Raw genomic sequence first — 17,895 nt, forward strand, 5'->3', positions numbered from 1 at the left:
GATTCAAACTTGATCATCATGGCGGTTATTTTTCCGCTGCAATGTCAGCTGGCCATTTTCCATCCAGTATTGTTTATTAACCAATTTTTCGCGCAACTGGGCATCGTGGCTGACCAGAATTAATGGCAAGTCTAAAGACTGAATAATTTCAATCAATCGCTGCTGGGCAGACATATCTAAATCATTGGAAGGTTCATCAAGAATTAAAACTTGAGGATCCATCGCCAGTACAGTAGCCAGTGCAACAATTCGTTTTTGTCCACCCGACAACTGCCACGGCACCTGATTTTGCAAATGTTCAATTTTCAAACGCTGCATTATTTGCCGCGCTTTGTCTCTCGCTTGCTGCGCAGTTAAGCCCTGATTTAACGGGCCAAAGCAAATATCTTCCAGCACGGTAGGGCAAAAAAGCTGATCGTCAGCATTTTGAAATACTAGGCCGATACGGGTTCGATACTGAGCAAAATCTTTTTCTTCAAAGCACAAGTTACCAAATAGCCGCACACATCCTTGCTGCAATTCAGTTAAACCGGTAATTAACGATAACAAGCTACTTTTTCCGCAGCCGTTATTACCGTTAATAGCTACTTTTTCGCCCGCTAGCAATGAGAAATCTAATTGATTAATCATTGGTTCAGTTGAGTTAGTTGCAGTATTGGAAGGATGGTCAAATACTATTTGGGTTAGCTCTATTAGCGGCTGATTATCGGTAATACTCATATGATGCCCTGGACCCATTGACTAATTGTTTGTATTATTGACGGTGGCATCGGCTGTATAAAAAACTGTATAACCGTCCCAAGCAACAGCGCACTGACTATCGAAATAATCACCGCACTAAATATCAATCGGTCTTTAGTTTTAATGGTTTGCACTTCTGGCGATAAAAATTTCCCGTTATAACCCCGGCTTTTCATTGCCAACCAAATCCTATCTGCTCTTTCCATGGCTCGAATAATCATTACGCCAAATAAATAACCGTAGCTTTTCCAAGTATGTAAATTAGATTTTGGCTGAAAACCGCGACACTTCATGGCTTGTCTAAGACGGAAAAATTCTTGCTGCATGACTTGAATATATCGAATACAAAACTGCATCAAAATGACTAATTTTGAAGGCATTTTTAATTCAGACAAGGCATGCGCCAGTTGCAATGCATTACAGCCTCGGCTTAACGCCATTACCGCCAGCATTACAATATTGGCTTTAGCAATAATCATTGCTGCCAGTAACAAGCCATTTTTAGAAATTGAGAAACCAAGCACTTCTACCCATGGCGGACCGGAAACGGTAAAAGGAAGTAAAGCCACAGTTAAAATTACAATACCATCAAACAGTAATAGTTGTTTTAAGCCGCGCAATAAAGGCACGTGTGCAGCCAAACATAAACTGAGCGAAATGCTGGCAAGCGATGCCAAAGAAAACCAATTTTTGGTCAGTACCACGGCAATGGCAACTAACAACATTAGCACCACGGCCAAGCGGATTTGCAGCAAAGTTTTTACTGCCGCGCTTCCATCTTGGCCTCGATAGAGTGCATCGATCACTGGTCAGATGCCTGGTGTTTATTACTACAGCATTTTCCGGTTGGTTTTTTTCCTGCACGCAGTGCCATCCACAAACCAAAAAATCCAAACAAATAACCAATACCACCTAAAATATCGTGAAGCCGGGTTTTGGCTTCATATTGGTCCAACTGTTTTCTCAATGGCAATACCGCTTTGGTAATGATTTTTTGTACTTGCTGTGCCGTCACTCCAGAATGAACAACCACAGAACGGCTGCTATCAGCTGTTCTGTTAATATCGATTGATGATGGATTTTCTATACTGGTATCGCTGGCAATCGGGCCAATTTGCACATCAATCGTTGAAATATGACCTTGACCTGCATTGGCTCTTACTTGGTATTCACCTGCCTGCAATTTTTTAAATACAAAATCCCCTGCAGCATTGGCTTGAGTTTTCGCAAATGGCTGTTGATTTAAATAGAGTTCAATTTCAGAATTTTTCGCCGCACCGGCACCGGCATAATAAGCCTGCCCTTGAATCTGGTCACTTTCAGACCAAGCGAATACTTTCATTCGATGTGCCAATGCGTTGCCAGCAACGATTAGCAGTAGCAAAACACCGACAATTTTTTTCAATGAATTACACATTGGCGGTTCCTTTCGCTGCTTGAGCCGGTGCTAATTCTGAGCAGAATTCTTGCGGTAATGGCCTAGCACGTGCAATAGATATTGGCTGTAACAGCCCAGGGCGAACCTTTCCCATTAGCGCTAATGCAAACCCGGAAACAACACCTTCAATCAAGGCAACCGGCAAATGCCCCAATACGACTAATTTAGCACTGGCGACAAAACCTTCGCTCGAGAACGCCAAGGTTAGAGAAACCATTAATGAAGTTAGAAAAACAGCCAAAAAACCAGCGGTAAAACCTTTACCCCAGTCGGGTAGAGCATATGCTAAATGCCGAATTAAATAACCGACAAGTACCGCTGGTAGCGCAATGTTCAAGCAGTTAATACCCAAAACCACTATGCCGCCAAAGCCAAAAAACAATGCTTGTAAAATCAAAGCAATTAATATGACTGGAAATGCAGCCCAACCTAATAGCAAACCGATTAAACCGTTAAATATTAAATGGACGCTGGTAAAACCTAATGGTAAATGAATTAATGACGCTACAAAAAAACAAGCAGATAAAACACCAGCTTGAGGAATTTGTCGGTCTTCAATTTTTTTTAAACCAATCGCAGTGGCAGCAACCGTGGCAACGATACCAACGCCCAACACTGGAATTGACAGAACACCTTCAGCAATATGCATAGCACAACCCTCTAGTGATCCTGCGCCTGAAGCCACAATACGCCAGCCTGCTCCAGCAGATATTTTTTGCCGTTCAATTCAAAACCGTTTTCAGTTTCAAATAAAGCGGCAATGCCCCACCAGCCAGACTTGGTTAAAGTCACGGTAAATTCACCTTGGCTGTTAGTGATTACTTCTTGGTTAGCCCATGCATCGGAAGGCAAAGCATCATGAGCAGCATTGTAATGCTCCATTTCCACGGTAACGCCTGCTGCTGGTTGGCCATTAACTAAAACCTGGCCGGTGAAACTGCTGCCAGTCCACAGGGCAAATGGACGAGTCAGCGGCATAATTTCAACCGGTGAGGCTACTTTGGTTTGCCAATCACCTTCACCAGCAAAGCTGCTGATTATCGTTTTTGGATATTGGATCAGCACCGCTTGCTCGGTTGGATCGAAATAAGGTTGTTGTTCAGCAAAGAAGGTATAAATGCCCGGACGGCGGATCGAATAATCCAACTGCCAGCCCTGTTTACCAGAAAATTGTTTGCTGATTAATTGTTCCGTCAAATCCGATGTTTTTTGCCCTAACCGTACCGCCAACTTAGCTGGCTTTTGCATATCCATGCTTGGGCCCATGGTGGCGGGATGAGTGAAATAAACCGGCATTTGAAGCTGGCGGGAATCCCCCTGATCAACCACTTGTTTTTGTGGGAATAGGGTCAAAAAGTGTGCACTGGCTGCTGAGGTACCCAATGCGAAAACTGCGCCTGCTAGTGTCAGTTGAGCCAAAAAATTACGTGCTGACATTACAACTCCAAAGTTAGTATTTACTTACCCTGGAATACGTGATTTATTGCCGATAACGGCATTTTTTAAGTGTGTGCCACCGAGTAGTCCCGCTCAGTATTCCAGGCATGATTGAATTGCAGGTCTCCTGGCTCATGACTCAAACGCAACTACTGCCTTCCCGGCTTTCCAACCAGTGGCGCTAGTAAATACTCGTCAATTACAGTTGCGGGTACAGCCCAGGCGTTTAACCTGATTCCCTTTTAGCCACAGCGTGTGCGAATAGCGGCACAACTCAATACACCTACAAACATAAACGTTATACGCACCTAACGGTTTGACAGATATCAGCCTGATCGCAAGCAAATAGCGAAATTATTATCAAATGAACGAAACAGGTAAAGAAAACAACTTTTGCTGCCGATAGATTAGAACACCGTCTAAACCAGTTAGCATGATATGAAAGAAGTAAAATTTCGCTGGATCGATAAATACTTGATTCAGTTACGTGTTAAAAGCAAATTCATGATCTTAGGAGCCATGGCAATTCTGGCTTTGGTCGGTCAAACCTATTGGTTGGTCAGCCACTATGAGAATGGTTTTGTTGCTTACCAACAAAGAATGGATCAGCAGTACCAGCAGCAAGTGCAACAATTGATTGATAGCGCGCCGGGTAATTTGCAACCATCGCAGCAATCTCAACTTACTCAAGCATTACAGCAGCAACCCAAACTTTCGTCTGTAGTAACAGAAGAGCAAGCCGGTTTTTATCAAAAAATCCTATTAGCCTTAACTTTTATGATTAGCTTAATTGCGATAGGTAATTATTACATTTCAACCTTTGTCGGTGGCGCGCTGTTCACTACAGTCAATGCACTAAAAAATGCTGCCAATGGTGATTTAACCGGCCGATTAAAGTTTTTCGAAGTGCCTGATGAATTTAGTATTCTAGCAGTCAGCATCGACGCTCTAGTTGAGCGTCAACATAAGTTGGTTTCTCAAATCACTCAAGCTAGCAGCCATATAAATCAGATAGTGGAAACCTTCAGAGGCAATGCCAACCAGGGTAAAGATATGGCGGAAAACCAACGCCAGCACCTGGATTCGTTAGCCGTCGCCATGAGCCAAATGACTGAAGCAGTTTCTGAGGTGGCTAGAAATGCCGAACTTTCATCGAATGAAACCCATTTAAGTAATCAGCAAGTCGCTACTGGCTCAAACGATATTTTGCAGACAGTTGATGCGATTAATCAGCTATCGACTGAAATTAGTGATGCTTCAAATGCCGTGACTGATTTAAATGAAAATGCCAGCCGAATTGATGAAGTAGTAACTACTATTAATGGTATTTCTGAGCAAACCAATTTGTTGGCACTGAATGCTGCGATTGAAGCAGCCCGTGCAGGAGAACAAGGGCGAGGTTTTGCGGTAGTTGCTGATGAAGTACGAACCTTGGCAGGTCGCACCCAGCAAGCAACGGTTGAAATCAAGTCGATGATCGAGGCGTTGCAAACTGGCAGCCATAATCTAACACAAGTAATTAGCAGCACCGTAGAAAGAGCAGAATTTGGTAAACAAAATGTTTCTCAAACCGGTGACGATCTACAAAAAATTGCACTGCATAGCGGAAAAATACTGGAAATGAGCGCTTTAATCGCAACCTCTGCTGACCAACAGTCATCAGTCGCTAGCGATATTTCAGCCAGCATTTTAAAGATCCGCGACCAATCACTAGATGTTGAAACCTCTGCAACCGGCGCGGTTGCAGGCTGCGATGAGTTACAGCAAACCTCTGATCGAATGCAGTCGTTACTGACTGGATTGAAGATTTAACAGTTAATACGCTTTAATTAAAATGCTCAAACAGTATTATAATGTTTGAGCATTTTTATGTCACCACATGCTGTTAAACAACTGAAAAAATATCAGCAACGCCAGAATTTATATATTATTTTTCATCCGACTAGGGCTGTTAAAATATAACAAACGACCTGCCTTAGATGCACCGAACTTTATGTTATGTGTAGGTTTGATGAGCCAAAGACACAATCAGACATCTTTAAATTAATTACCCGATATCTGGTTTCGCTAACACTCATCAAACCTACGATTGGTTCGTTATTAATTTAATTATGCGTTTATTGAACTTGCCAACTTAAAACGCCTCACCAACACATCAATAGTTAAATCCATCGACATTTTTTCAGCCAAAGCCTGTTTTACTTCTTCACTGGCGCTCCAGTAATAGGGCGTCATTAGCAGCAAATTCTGTAACGCTTGCTGGTCCAGGGTAATGACTTGTTTTACCCGGTGAGTTTCTATTTGCCATAACTCACCATTAATTCTGTTTAACTGGGCATTTTCATCATGAGCTTTTGGCTCACGATAAATCATTTGTCGTAATTCTTGTAAATGATCTTGACCGGGATTGACTGAAATAATCACTCCACCTTCTTTTAGCAAAGGGCGCCAAGCGACAAAATCGTCACGACAAAAAATAACTGTGATTAAATCAAGACTATTCGGTTGAATTGGCGGGCGGGTAATACTGGCAACCAGCCAATGCAAATTGGCTTGCTTTGGCTTGGCTGCTGCCTGAATTGCTGGGCGGGAAATATCCAACGCATAAACTTGTGGGGCTGTTGGCTGTTGGTTGGCAATCGCTTGCGCCAAACCTCGAGTGTACCAACCTTCGCCACAGCCACAGTCCATCAATTGTTCAATGGGCTGTGATGGCAACATACTGATCACACCATCAAGAATCGGTTGATAATGACCGCCGTGTAAATATGACTGACGCGCCAACACCATATCTTTATTGTCGCCCGGATCTTTGCTCTTTTTATGCTGTGCCAACAACAGGTTGGTATAACCCTGCTTCGCCATATCAAAGCAATGGTTAGCCGGGCAACGGTAGGTTTTTTGATCGAGCGTTAAGGCTTGTTGGCAAACTGGGCAAGCGAGCATGGTAGGTTCCGGTTAGAAACTGAGCAGATAGCAACTGGCTGAATAGACCGCCAGATATAGAAGGCGCAGTATCATAAACCATCAGCAATAAACCAAGTATTATCTGCGCTAATGGGAGGTTCAGCCTGATTCGAGGAGGCGTTTTTACGCCGGCGCAGATATTTTCTCAATTTCATTTGCTTTGCCGGTAGCAACCTCAACCACCTGCCACAACCGATCCTGCCCCCAAGCCATTGCACCATTATGCTCAATGACCGGCACGCCCCAAAAGCCAGCTTCACTAATCGTTTGGCGGTGCTCGGTGAGCAGTGGCAGCCAATCTTGGCGCTGCAAACAACTAAGGTTCAATTGACCAGATAACCCTGATTGTTCAATTAATTTATCTAGCTGATCGATATCGGCTAAGTCTTTTCCTTGCGCCCAGGCTGCTTTCATTAATCGATACAAAACTTCATCTGCTAACTCTGGAGTTTGTTGCAAGGTTTCAAACCAGATTGCGTAGCCGTTTTCAACCCCTTTTCCTAGCGGATCACAAACCGGGCCAAATGGAATATTCTGCAACCAAGCTTCTCTGGCAGCATCTTTTAAAATATAAAATTTCTTGGCAGATGGCACGGGTAAGCCACGCATTACCATTGGCAGCAATGGCTTTAAATTCAGTTTAATGAGCTGCTGATCGGCCAATGTTTTTAGTCGATAAAACAGCAACCAAGAATAAGGGCTGCGCAGGGATAGATACAAAGTGATTTCTGACGGCTGTTTTTTAGCAACCATTAACTGATTAAACCACTGCCATTCAAACTCTATTCTTTTTGAGAAATCGTCGATTGGGTTATTTTTTGCTAACTGCAATTGATTTAATCGTTGCTGCAAATGATTTAACCGGTCGATACCCCAGTAAAACTCGCCATCATATTGAATCATTGCTGCGAGGTAATGGCCGGACTTTTGCAGAGCTTGCAGGTTATTATCAAGATTTTCTTGTATTTGAGTCGGCATTAACTGCGAATGCATTGATTGCTGATCATGATAGACATTAATCGATTGTTCACTATGAAAAGCCGTAAATAGCTGTAGTAGCTTTTTAATATCTGACTGACTATTGAGCAGCGCCTGCTGCCATTCAATAGTAACTGTTCGTGGAATGGCAGGCTGTAGCTGATAAAAATCAGCTAAGGCTTTTGCATCACTGAAAGACCAGCTTCGATAAGCAACCGGTTCTACTTGAACTGCTTCGACTGGCTTTTCAATAATCAATATTTCCAGTTCGACCTGATATTGCTGCTGCAAACTGGGCAACTGTTGTAGCAATAAATAACTGAAAGGATCATCCAGCTGCAGCCAAACTTTTAACACATGTGGTTTTTGAGACAAATGAGTTAATTGAAATAGCTTCCTTTGCCAATTAAGTAATGTTGGCTGAGTTGCTAAAGGGCTAAACCAGCTTTGGAATTTGGCTTTGGATATTTTTTTCATATTAATTCTATTTTTTATGGATAGCTACATTGTTGAGTGCCTTCTCGTAGGCCATCCCTGAGCCTCGGTGAAGCGTGACGTTTTGTTGACAAGGCGCTATTCACTTCGCTCATGACGACCTTCAGTGTATTTCTTTCTACACAGTTTAAAAATCAACCGGTTTTCGTAGCCTGGGTAAGCCTGTCGTCGCACCCGGGGATTTTCGCTTCAAATTACCGGCCACACCAACATATCAAACAAACACATTAAACCAATTACTTATAAATAATCGGCTTATATTCCCAAGCTATTTTTATATCTTCTGACTTGATCTTTTTTGACTCAAGTTTAATCAACTCTGAATATTTTCCTTTAAGTCGACTTTTTAGTTTTATTTTATGACTCTTACCAAATTTATCAGTACCATTAACCTTAATAATCAAGGTGCCTGCTCGTTGCGCTCGCATTACTCTACCCTGCAATTGCAAACGCTGGCTTTCATTGTCATACACCAATGAAGCTCGAATACATAACAGCAGTTTTGCATCACAGATTCGTTGATTAGAAAAAACTTTAGTATCAGCCAGGGCAGGTGGGCTCAAAAACATCGTAAAAAATAGGGGTAGCGATAGAAGCGCTAACTTGCGCTTGATAGCCGATATTGGCTGCAGCTGTTTTGAAGATCCGTCTGATGAATTGTCCATGAAGTAATTTTTTATTCTTCTGTATCTAACTGAAGGTGCTGATTATCTTCGCTTGCTGCTAACCGTCTGGCAAGTAGTCTTTGCTTTTGGCGGCAAATTCCCTCTAAGTCAATTCATTCCATAAAAAAAGCTCCATTACTACAGGTTGGTTTAATACCAACAGTAGCAATGGAGCTTTCGGTGTTTTTACTAACCGCTACAGATTACAGCGCTTGCATTAATATCTCACGGCTGATTTCTGGAGTGATTTCTCCTTGCTCACCCAAAGTAGTCATGCCGTGCAGCGTCAGATTTTTAATTAGTGTATCGACATCTTTTTCTGTCAAATCCACTTCAGACAAGCGAACTGGAACTTGCATCTGGCTGAAGAATTGCTCAGTTTTGGTAATTGCTAGGTCAATTCTTGCGTCATCATCACCATCAGTAATCTGCCAAACACGCTCGGCATATTGCAGCAATTTTTCACGCTTTTGCTCACGACGTACTTTCATTACACCTGGCAATACAATCGATAAAGTTCTTGCATGGTCAATACCATAAGCGGCGGTTAATTCGTGGCCAATCATGTGAGTTGACCAATCTTGAGGTACACCGGCACCGATTAAGCCATTTAATGCCATGGTGGCAGACCACATGATATTTGAACGAATTTCTAGATCTTCTTTAGTTTCTGAAGCCAGTGCTTTTGGCCCTTCTTCAATCAGTGTTTGCAACAAACCTTCAGAGAAACGATCCTGCACCTTGCCATTAACGCTATAGGTCAGATATTGCTCCATGATGTGAATAAAGGCATCGACTACACCATTACCAATTTGTCGATCAGATAATGACAATGTCACCTGTGGGTCCAATACCGCAAATTGTGGACGAACCAACGGGCTACCAAAAGGTAGTTTGCAGCCATCACGAGTAACCACCGAGCCACCATTACTTTCTGAGCCAGTCGCTGGCAACGTCAGTACCGCACCCATTGGCAATGCTTGTTTGATGGGTGCTTGCTTAGCAACGATGTCCCATGGATCATCACCTTCAAATAAGGCTGCAGCAGCAATAAATTTAGTGCCGTCAATTACCGAACCGCCGCCGACTGCCAGCAAATAATCAATATCATGCTGTTCAATTAATGCTTGGGCCTTAATTAAAGTGTCGTAACTTGGGTTTGGTTCAATACCTGAAAATTCAAACCAGCTATGATCTTTCAGCGCTTCAACCACCTGATCATAAACACCATTAGATTTAATTGAACCACCACCATAGGTGACCAACACCTTGGCATTTGCCGGGATTTCTTTGGCAACGGCTTTAATTTGCCCTTCACCAAAATGAATTCGAGTCGGATTTTGGAAGGTAAAGTTCAACATAATAGGGTTCCTGAAAGTGAAAAAATATCTTCAAAAGTTCAATCGTTAGAACTACAAATAGGGCTGCTTAGATTGATATCAAGCCTGCAGCCCTATGTTTAAATTTTTATTTACACAAACAACCGGTTAATTAACTAAGCGTTAATCTGAGTCAATAATTTTTGTGCCGCTAATTCAGAACTGGCTGGGTTCTGACCACTAATTAACAAGCCATCTTGTACGGCGAAAGCATTCCAGTCAGCGCCCTTCTGGTAATCACCACCGCGTTGCAACAATTCATCTTCCAGTAAGAAAGGCACAATTTCGCTTAGCTGAACCGCATCTTCTTCACTGTTACTAAAGCCGGTAACTGCCTTGCCTTTAACCAAATATTCGCCTTGCTGATCTTTTACATTAAGAAAAGCGGCGGTTGCATGACAAACTGCGGCAACAGGCTTTCCATTATTTATTAATGATGCAATCAATTTAATTGAATCTTTATTGTCGGTTAAATCCCATAATGGGCCGTGGCCACCTGGGTAAAATACCGCATCAAAATCATCTGCTGCAATATCCGCTAATTTAACGGTATTTTCCAGCTCTGCTTGGGCAGGTTTGTCTTCATCAAAGCGGCGAGTTGCATCGGTCTGGAAATCAGCCAGTTCACTTTTAGGATCAATCGGTGGCTGGCCACCCGCTGGGGATGCTAAAACAACCTCAACACCGGCATCTTTCAACACGTAATAAGGTGCTGCAAATTCTTCAACCCAAAAACCGGTTTTCTCTCCGCTCGAACCTAGCTGGTCATGTGAAGTCAGTACCATCAAAACTTTTTTTGCGTTCATAATTGATTGATCCTTAGCGAAGCTAGTAGTTAAGAGTGAAGTCAGTGACTAAAAGAGGCACCTGTTCAAGCGATGAATCCATATTAGACCTCGCATAACAATCAAACAATGCAGACAAAATCTAATTCATTAGTCAGTTTTTTGATACAATCGAGCGCATCTAATCAATTTGCTCGATCTGGAGTCACAATGGATCTGTCATTCGATCAACTGAAAAGCATGGTAGTGTTTGCCAAGGTAGTAGAGCACGGCAGCTTAAGTGCTGCAGCCAGACAGCTGAAGCTTTCCAGAGCTGTGGTCAGCTACCATTTAAAGAAGCTAGAACAGCAACTTGAAGTGAAACTACTTAACCGCTCTACCCGTAGCATTTCATTAACCGATACCGGTGAAGCCTATTATCAGCGCTGTCGAATTATTACCGAGCAAGCGACTGCGGCGAACCAGCAAATTGAAAATCTTAAAAATGAACCAGTCGGCTTATTAAAAATCACCTGCCCGGTCAATATTGGCCTGCAGACGATTGTTCCGGCATTAAACGAATTCCGCGGTTTATATCCAAAAATTGAACTCGATGTAATGCTGACCGATGAAGTGGTCAATATTCTCCAGCAGGGAATCGACCTAGCAATTCGCGGTGCGCCGTTAAAAGACTCCGGCTTACAGGCCAGCAAATTATCAACACTATCTACCTGTTTATGCGGTTCGCCAGAATACTTCAAAAAACACGGCCGACCCACCTGCCCCGCTGATTTAAATCAACACCAATGGGTTATTTATAAACTGACTTCAGGAGCGCTGGAACTTAGCAAGGGTAGCCGTTCTTACAGCATTGAAGTTAAAGGCAGCATCAGCACCAACAATGCCGCAGCAAGAACCGCTTTTATTGAAGGTGGACATGGCTTGGGCAGAATACCGACTTACGACGCACTGCCCAGAATAAAGCAAGGCAAGCTGGAATCAGTTTTAGATGATTTTCAGTTAAGCGACATTAATGTTTACGGCGTGTTTCCACCGGGTGCCGCCAACTCGAAAAAGCTAAGATTATTAATTGATTATTTAAAGCAGTATTTTATACAACAGCAAGGGCAATGGCAGCGGTTGTAAGTGCGTAGGTTTGAGAAGCCTAAGGCGCAATCAGACATTTTTATTTTCACAAGACATGAGTGTTTTTATAATCTTGCAGATGTAAGCTGGACTAGACTAGAAATGATCCTTTCATTTTTAGCAGGCTCTATTAATCTCATTTTTTCGCCTAACGCCTGAATCAAACGCCGCATAATGCGGTCGTTTGCATTCACTCGCTATAATCTTCGATTAACTTGTCATTCTTTTAGTTATTCTATCTAACTCTGTTGCCGTTAAACGAGGCATAGCCCAGCCTTCCGCGAACGGTATAGTGCTTGACCTTGGTAATTTACTTTCTTCCAAATCTCTAATTTTTATTCTAGATGGAATCGAAGCGCCTTCACCGACAAATATTGCTTCTTGTTGAGATAGGATTGAAAGTGCACTCACCATTCCCGACAAGCCATCTGGTAAAAACCGAGCAACATGCTGCTGATCTGCAGAATTCGTTAATCGCAGTACGACCCAAGTTCCACACTGAGAAATTACAGTACTATCTACATCTGCAGGTCTCTGACTAACAAGCATAAGACCAATTCCATATTTACGTCCTTCACGCGCTATTCTTCTAATTGCATTTTGAGCAGCAAAATATTGAGCCTCACCTTTATCTGGAACATACCTATGGGCTTCTTCGCAAACTAATAGTATTGGGTCTTTGATTTTTTCACTCTGCTTTTGATACACCTTGTATTGAAATAACAATCTAGCGATTACGGCTGTTAATGGCCCTGCAACTTCGTTTGGCAATCCTGAAATATCAACAATCCTAATATCTTTTCCAGCTTTTGGACTGACACCTACAAATTGATTTAATATTTTAGAAAGGCAATCGTCATCATGTTTCCAATTATTCATTAAGAATGCCAATCTTGAATCTTTTCTAAGTACTTTTAATTTGTCTAGCACTGAAGCAGCTGAAGATTTTGAATATTCGCTTGGTGGAATTGTTTCATGTATTTTTTTTGTGTTTTTTCGACCTGCCTGAATAAATCGAACATGCCTTTCAAACTCGTCAAGTGAAAATGGTCGTGGTTTATCTCGATCAAATGATAAGACTTCAGTAATTTCATGTCCATCCATTAATTGCGGGGAATCAATATCCTCCAATTCATTAAACTCATCAGTACCAAACATTGATGGACAAGGCTTTAGAATTCCTTCTGCCACCATACGTGCATGACTCAATGCTTTGTAAACAACATTATTTTGGCTGGTTGCACTAAATTCTGTTTTACCAATAATTAAATTTGATAGTTCATCGCTAGACATTAACCAATAGGGTAAGTTGATTTCTATTTGCTCATCTTTATCGTCAGCAAGCACATCATAAGCTCGGTATAGTAATCCCCTGTGCTTAAATGCCTGACCATACTCGCCGTGTGGGTCAATTATTATTATTTGAGGAGATAAAAAATCATTATTATGTTTATGCTCTAGTACACTATGCAATATAGCTGCTACTGTTCCAGATTTCCCTGAACCAGTTGAACCTAAAACGGCACAATGCATTCCAAACATTTTATTAATGTTCACTCTACACACTGATGATTCAGATGCACTGTATGTTGCAAAAGGAACTAGAGGATTTACTTTATCATCCACAGCACCTTCTGCAGACTGATAAAGTTTAGATGTTTCCTCGCTAGTTAAGAGATAAACACTTTGAAGTGGCAGTGGATAAGTCTTTATACCCCTTTTAAAAGAAAGCGTACATGATGAGCTTTTCCAATGGCCTTCGGCTAACAGTTGAACTTCCATTACCCGCTGATCTGAATCTGAAGTTATTGGTTGCCCGGCATCCAATAACTCTTCAGATCGCATTCGCAACATAGCAACTATTCAGAAAATAATCTTTCGGCCATAATGTATTTTTATCATGCTCCCAATTTGGCCAATTGGATACACCCTACCTTCAAATGTGCTAGACAATTCCGAGATACTGTTAGAAAGTTCTACCTTTAGCGATGTACCAGATACTTCAACAACATGCCCAATTTTTAATTCATCAATAGGATTAAACACTTTTATACCTCACAGCCGTTTTGAAGGATTTCAGTCAGGCCTTTGAATGTCCACCAAAGGTCATCATCCTTTCTCTTAAATGGGCCTTCAGCCCCAACATATAGCCCATTGATAGTTGCAATGAACACACGTTTACCAAACGAAGAGTTACGCCATTTTTCCAAATCCATAGGTATTAAATCTTTACATTCAACAAATGCTAGCAGCACTGTTTTGTTATTAATTTTAGACATGGCAACTTCAATTTCATTATTTATATGTTCATCGCCAAAGCTATAACCACAAACAGCCAGTACATTCCTACTTCTTGAGTTAAGTGTATTTCTAAATAAATCAAATTGTGTTGAAAAGGGATCTTGCTGAGTAGCGATATATTTTGTTGACTGCGGGTATATTAAAACTCGCTTATTTGCTTTAGGATATTTGTCGTTTGCTCTAACGCGCCAAACGTATCCTTTCTCACAAAGAAACCAATCAATTGAACCATGCATTTTAATTACATTTGCTCTACAGCCACTTGTAGGCAGATTATCACCATATGCAACTGTTCGATAAGCTACCGATCCACCTGAAAACCCATCCCAACAAGGGATTCTATTTAAAGCCAGCGCGTCTTCAATTAAAGTGTCATAGTTAGTTGTAAATAAATTTATCGGCTTCCTTCTATCTTGAATTCCAGCTTGCTGATGATTAAAGAGTATTTCAATGAATTTGTTATGTGCGTCTATCGATACAATTGGATTATCCGGACTCCCTTCTTCTAAAACATTACCATCCTTACCTTCAACATAACCTGATCTAATAGTATCAGATATAATCTTAAGTATTTTATTGTGAATAATTTCCAATTCATTTTTAGTGAAAATATTATCACTAATCTTTATCTGTTTTGATTTACTCCGTTCAGAAAGAGCAATGTAGTCGCCAAGATGGCTGAGTATATGCTCTACATGACAATCATCTGGCAATTCAGATTTAAGTGGTACTAAGCAGTTATTAAACGCTTCTAGATCATTTTCTTTTAATAGATTACTTACACGGTTTGTAAGTGGATACATTAATGGAAGCTTTGCATCATAGCTAATACCAGCCCCTAGAAGCCAACTTAACTCAGAGCATTGTAAGTTTTTTTCCAGTTGGGATATCAGCTCATTATTAGACATGTCGTCCATGATCTCTCCGACGAGGTATAGGCATATAACAGCTCAATAGTATACATGCTCGGCCTACTATTATACCGGTATAACAGTAGATTATTGATTCGGTAACACTGAGAAACTAACTCAGTCTTCATCTACACCACTAACCCTACCCATCAAACCGTGCATGCCTGTTTTGCCAAGATAACAGACTTCTCATTAACGTGGAACAATATCCAGGCAACCACTTGATTTTATGACTATTCGGCAAACTATGCTTTACTAAACCACCGTTGAAGCAAAGCGCCTAGATTGTCAGCTGCGCGAAGCTCGGGCCGTTTGGTGGAAGGCTGGAACGAAATTCATCGCTTTGCTGTATGTGCTTTGCTACACTTTGCATTACATTGTAAAACATTTGATACTTTGGCGGCACCATGAAAACTGAAATGCTGAGCACCCGAATAGACCTCGATACCAAGTTAGCTTTTACTAGCGTGTGTGAAGATCTCGGGTTAAGCCCTTCACAAGCCATCAAGCTCTTTGCTAAAGCCGTCATTAATTATGGCGGCATTCCATTTGAACTAAAAACCCAGCAGCCGAACTCATCAACCGCTGCAGCAATTGCAGAGCTAGAGTCCGACCAAGGTAATACTGCAGCTAATGTTGATGAATTATTCAACGACCTAAGCATGGGTAAGCTTAATGATGCTTAAGCTTGAATATTCCACTCAGTTCAAGAAGGATTTCAAAAAAATAGCGAAGCTACCAATCCCCGATATTGTTGAAGCCGGACACGTGGTCAAACAACTTCAGCTTGAAGCACCATTACATGAAAAGTATGTCGACCATGCCCTCTCTGGTAACTGGAACAATTACAGAGATTGTCACATAAAACCGGATTTAGTTTTAATCTATAAGATCGAAAGTGGCTCGCTCAAACTTGCCCGAATTGGACCGCACAGCGAATTATTTCGATAGCATGTAGCGCTTAACAGTGCACTCTAAGGGCCGTGGAAATAAATAATCTTTCTCTGTGTCCTCTCGTAGGTCATCCCTGAACCTCAGCGAAGCGTGACATTTTATTGACAAGTCGCTATTCGCTTTGCTCATGACGACCTTGTTTGATTTGGCATTAAGTGAAACATCAATCTTTATTAAAAAAACCAATCGGTTTTCGTAGCCTGGGTAAGCCTGTATACGCACCCGGGTTTGTACGCGCTGCAACTCGTTAAAATTGTACAAATACAATAATTAAAATAACGATTAATACAACCGCTACCCAACCAATAAACCCTTGCCAATCTCTACAATATTATCCAGCAACCTGTCGATATCATAATTTTGCTTTTGTTCATTAGCCAGAATTAGGCGTATGCCGCTATGTCCTTTATAACGAGCATAATCCACATAGCTGTCGCCTTGCTGTTGCAGTTGTTTGCAAATGTCGATGTTTAACTGGCGTAATTGTTGTTCGTCTAAAGTTGCACCTGAAGTGGGTTCAAAGCGGAACAGTACATTCAAATAAACTGCCGGTGCCAACATCTGCAAATGCTCAGAGCCTTCAATTTGATCGACACAGTAGCTTTTTAGTTTTTGCTGACGATCCATTTTTTCAGCAAAGCCCAAATGGCCAAGGGCTTTCCAACTTAACCAAACTTTTAATGCATCGGCTCGACGACCGCATTGAATCGATTTTTGCCCTAAATTATATTGTGCGTTTTCATCGGCATGGAATAAATATTCACCGCCGCCACCCGAACAACAAGCTTCCAATAAACCTGTTTTTTTCACCAGAATAACTGCTGCAGTCAGTGGCACATTCATAAATTTATGTGCATCCCACGCCATTGAATCTGCCAGTTCGCTATTTTCCAGCAAGTGTTTGTGCTTATCTGAAAAAACCACTGGCGCGCCCCAAGCACCATCAATGTGCAGCCACAATTGATATTTCGCTGCTATTTCGGCACAAGGCTTCACTGGGTCGAATGAACCGACAACGGTTGTTCCGGCAGTCACACCAATAAAAAAGGGAATATGTCCTTGCTGCAGGCTATTTTGAATTTCAACTTCCAGAGACTCTGGACATAAACGACCCTGATCATCGGCTTTAATTGCAACCAGATTATCAGTACCAATCCCCAAAACATTGGCTGCTTTTTCCCAAGAATAATGTGCCTGCTCTGAAACATAGGCCACTAAAACTTTACCTTGAGAACCTTTAGCCTTATATTCTGCACAGGATTTATGCCGAGCAAGCATCATACCTAACAAATTTGCTTGGCTGGCACCTGGCACCATAATTCCATCACCTTGCAAGCCGATTTCAGGGTTATGAAAACCTATCAACTTATTCCACTGTTTGATCAATTCCACTTCCATCAAGGTAGCAACAGGAGCCACTTGATAAGTGTGCATCGTCGCGTTACTAATGGCAGTAATCCAGTCACCCAGCAAGGCTGGTTTGTTTTGACCGGAATAAAGCAATTTGCAAAAATCCTTACTTGCGACATCGGGGTTGTAATACAAGAAATCTTTTGCTGCCTGCTCAAGCTGCTCAATACTTGCCCCTTTTTCATCCAATGAAAAATCAACGAGTTGAGATAGTTTTTCTGCAGACATCAAACGTGATGCGGGACGAGACTCAGTGGTCCACTCTTTGATCGCTTTATTAAGAATATTTAAATATTGCTGCATACTTTT

General features: G+C 41.7%; 17 protein-coding genes and 1 riboswitch. Of the genes, 4 read left to right on the top strand and 13 right to left on the bottom strand.

Features of this window, described 5'->3' with window-relative positions; translation table 11 throughout:
• Positions 1 to 3 precede the first annotated feature (3 nt).
• Genes DC094_RS04425 through DC094_RS04445 form a run of 5 tightly spaced genes read right to left on the bottom strand, consistent with a single transcriptional unit; the run spans position 4 to position 3,616 of the window.
• A complete protein-coding gene (locus DC094_RS04425; protein WP_158527210.1) occupies positions 4 to 720 on the bottom strand; it encodes an energy-coupling factor ABC transporter ATP-binding protein in 717 nt (238 codons plus the stop codon).
• A complete protein-coding gene (gene cbiQ, locus DC094_RS04430) occupies positions 717 to 1,547 on the bottom strand; it encodes a cobalt ECF transporter T component CbiQ (RefSeq protein ID WP_116685854.1) in 831 nt (276 codons plus the stop codon). The genes DC094_RS04425 and cbiQ overlap by 4 nt, the downstream gene beginning before the upstream one ends.
• The gene (locus DC094_RS04435) at positions 1,544 to 2,158 is read right to left on the bottom strand and encodes a NikL family nickel/cobalt ECF transporter subunit (protein WP_116685855.1); all 615 of its coding nucleotides are present in this window, start codon (positions 2,156 to 2,158) and stop codon (positions 1,544 to 1,546) included. Before DC094_RS04435 ends, cbiQ begins: the two co-directional genes overlap by 4 nt.
• Complete coding sequence (cbiM, locus tag DC094_RS04440) at positions 2,151 to 2,828, bottom strand: cobalt transporter CbiM (protein WP_116685856.1); 678 nt, start codon at positions 2,826 to 2,828, stop codon at positions 2,151 to 2,153. Before cbiM ends, DC094_RS04435 begins: the two co-directional genes overlap by 8 nt.
• Positions 2,829 to 2,839: 11 nt before the next feature.
• Complete coding sequence (locus DC094_RS04445; RefSeq protein ID WP_116685857.1) at positions 2,840 to 3,616, bottom strand: DUF4198 domain-containing protein; 777 nt, start codon at positions 3,614 to 3,616, stop codon at positions 2,840 to 2,842.
• Positions 3,617 to 3,716: 100 nt separating this feature from the next.
• Positions 3,717 to 3,906: riboswitch (cobalamin riboswitch) on the bottom strand.
• Positions 3,907 to 4,054: 148 nt separating this feature from the next.
• On the opposite strand from DC094_RS04445, the gene DC094_RS04450 reads away from it, so the two are divergent.
• The gene (locus DC094_RS04450) at positions 4,055 to 5,428 is read left to right on the top strand and encodes a methyl-accepting chemotaxis protein (RefSeq protein ID WP_116685858.1); all 1,374 of its coding nucleotides are present in this window, start codon (positions 4,055 to 4,057) and stop codon (positions 5,426 to 5,428) included.
• Between the two features lie 297 nt (positions 5,429 to 5,725).
• Here the strand turns inward: DC094_RS04450 and DC094_RS04455 are convergent, their stop codons facing one another.
• From DC094_RS04455 to DC094_RS04475, 5 genes are all read right to left on the bottom strand, one after another.
• On the bottom strand, positions 5,726 to 6,562 hold the full coding sequence (locus DC094_RS04455; RefSeq protein WP_116685859.1) for a putative RNA methyltransferase: 837 nt from the start codon (positions 6,560 to 6,562) through the stop codon (positions 5,726 to 5,728).
• A 144-nt stretch (positions 6,563 to 6,706) separates the two neighbouring features.
• Complete coding sequence (locus DC094_RS04460) at positions 6,707 to 8,038, bottom strand: DsbA family protein (RefSeq protein ID WP_116685860.1); 1,332 nt, start codon at positions 8,036 to 8,038, stop codon at positions 6,707 to 6,709.
• 254 nt (positions 8,039 to 8,292) lie between these two features.
• Positions 8,293 to 8,529, bottom strand: a complete 237-nt coding sequence (locus DC094_RS21850; RefSeq protein WP_133245462.1) for a hypothetical protein — start codon at positions 8,527 to 8,529, stop codon at positions 8,293 to 8,295.
• A gap of 395 nt (positions 8,530 to 8,924) precedes the next feature.
• The gene (locus tag DC094_RS04470) at positions 8,925 to 10,082 is read right to left on the bottom strand and encodes an iron-containing alcohol dehydrogenase (protein ID WP_116685862.1); all 1,158 of its coding nucleotides are present in this window, start codon (positions 10,080 to 10,082) and stop codon (positions 8,925 to 8,927) included.
• A gap of 134 nt (positions 10,083 to 10,216) precedes the next feature.
• Entirely contained in the window at positions 10,217 to 10,906 is a 690-nt protein-coding gene (locus DC094_RS04475) for a type 1 glutamine amidotransferase domain-containing protein (protein ID WP_116685863.1), read from the bottom strand.
• 189 nt (positions 10,907 to 11,095) lie between these two features.
• On the opposite strand from DC094_RS04475, the gene DC094_RS04480 reads away from it, so the two are divergent.
• Positions 11,096 to 12,010, top strand: coding sequence for a LysR family transcriptional regulator (locus DC094_RS04480; protein WP_116685864.1), 915 nt, complete (start codon positions 11,096 to 11,098; stop codon positions 12,008 to 12,010).
• Positions 12,011 to 12,220: 210 nt separating this feature from the next.
• On the opposite strand, the gene DC094_RS04485 is transcribed toward DC094_RS04480, so the two are convergent.
• Together DC094_RS04485 and DC094_RS04490 are read right to left on the bottom strand one after the other, a co-directional pair.
• A complete protein-coding gene (locus DC094_RS04485) occupies positions 12,221 to 13,792 on the bottom strand; it encodes an ATP-binding protein (RefSeq protein ID WP_206605564.1) in 1,572 nt (523 codons plus the stop codon).
• A gap of 266 nt (positions 13,793 to 14,058) precedes the next feature.
• Entirely contained in the window at positions 14,059 to 15,228 is a 1,170-nt protein-coding gene (locus tag DC094_RS04490) for an SIR2 family protein (RefSeq protein WP_116685865.1), read from the bottom strand.
• A gap of 401 nt (positions 15,229 to 15,629) precedes the next feature.
• Here DC094_RS04490 and DC094_RS04495 point away from each other — a divergent pair, with 401 nt between their 5' ends.
• Both DC094_RS04495 and DC094_RS04500 read left to right on the top strand, forming a co-directional pair.
• Complete coding sequence (locus DC094_RS04495) at positions 15,630 to 15,908, top strand: type II toxin-antitoxin system RelB/DinJ family antitoxin (RefSeq protein ID WP_116685866.1); 279 nt, start codon at positions 15,630 to 15,632, stop codon at positions 15,906 to 15,908.
• Entirely contained in the window at positions 15,898 to 16,173 is a 276-nt protein-coding gene (locus tag DC094_RS04500) for a type II toxin-antitoxin system RelE/ParE family toxin (protein ID WP_241503959.1), read from the top strand. Before DC094_RS04495 ends, DC094_RS04500 begins: the two co-directional genes overlap by 11 nt.
• A gap of 297 nt (positions 16,174 to 16,470) precedes the next feature.
• Here DC094_RS04500 and DC094_RS04505 read toward each other — a convergent pair whose 3' ends face one another.
• Positions 16,471 to 17,889, bottom strand: coding sequence for a pyridoxal phosphate-dependent decarboxylase family protein (locus tag DC094_RS04505; protein WP_116685867.1), 1,419 nt, complete (start codon positions 17,887 to 17,889; stop codon positions 16,471 to 16,473).
• Positions 17,890 to 17,895 lie beyond the last annotated feature (6 nt).

It is taken from the genome of Pelagibaculum spongiae (assembly GCF_003097315.1).
GTDB classification, from domain to species: domain Bacteria; phylum Pseudomonadota; class Gammaproteobacteria; order Enterobacterales; family Pelagibaculaceae; genus Pelagibaculum; species Pelagibaculum spongiae.